Below are 869 nucleotides of genomic sequence, written 5' to 3'. Positions count from 1 at the left end.
CGCCGGCGCCTCCCGCATCTTCGAGGGCGGCGCCGTCAACCAGACCGTGGTCGAGATGGAGCGCGGTTTCCTCTTCATCATGTCCGTCTCGGACGGCTCCTCCCTCGCCGTCCTCGCCCACCCCGAGTGCGACATCGGCCTCGTGGGCTACGAGATGGCCCTCCTGGTGGACCGTGCCGGATCCGTCCTCACCCCGGACCTCCGCGCGGAACTCCAGGGATCACTTCTCAACTGACAGACAGACCGTGCGTTTCTCGTCACCGCGCCTTATGGTGCGGTGACGCGGGACCCTTGCACACCGAGGACCGGCAGAGCAGCGGCAGTTGGAGGAGGACGACGTGGCCACGCCACCCGACGGGTACCCTTACGGCGGTTACCAGCACCAGCCACAGGGCGACCAGGGCCAGAACTACGGCTACTCCTCCGTGCCCGGCCACCAGGAGCAGCCGCAGCACTCCCCCTACCAGCAGCAGGCAGCTCACGGCCGGCACGACCGGTACGGCGAGCACGGTCAGTACGGTCAGCGGTACCAGCAGGAGATGCCGCACCAGCAGGCATCGACGGACAGCAGCAGAAACCCCCTGGTCCGTCCCTACGCCATGACCGGCGGCCGGACCAGGCCCCGCTACCAGCTCGCCATCGAGGCACTGGTGCACACGACGGCCTCCCCGGGCCAGCTCCAGGGACAGCTGCCGGAACACCAGCGGATCTGCCATCTGTGCCACGAGATCAAGTCGGTGGCCGAGGTCTCCGCACTGCTCTCCATCCCTCTCGGCGTCGCCCGGATCCTCGTCGCCGACTTGGCCGAGGCCGGGCTCGTCGCCATTCATCAGCCCGGCGGCGACGAGTCCGCCGGCGGCCAGCCAGAC

2 protein-coding genes are annotated in these 869 nt (G+C 69.0%); both read left to right on the top strand.

All coding sequences use genetic code 11. The annotated features are described in order from the left end of the window. The coding region (locus HCK00_RS26665) for a roadblock/LC7 domain-containing protein (RefSeq protein WP_375782018.1) at window positions 1-235 on the top strand (235 nt) is incomplete at its 5' end. 103 nt (window positions 236-338) lie between these two features. Then, window positions 339-869 (top strand): DUF742 domain-containing protein (locus tag HCK00_RS26660; protein ID WP_168104609.1); only part of this gene is annotated, 531 nt, incomplete at its 3' end.

Source organism: Streptomyces zingiberis (genome assembly GCF_012034935.1).
Classification (GTDB): Bacteria; Actinomycetota; Actinomycetes; order Streptomycetales; family Streptomycetaceae; genus Streptomyces; species Streptomyces zingiberis.
Note: the sequence above shows the minus strand (reverse complement) of the source record. Positions and strands in the feature narration are given on the sequence as shown.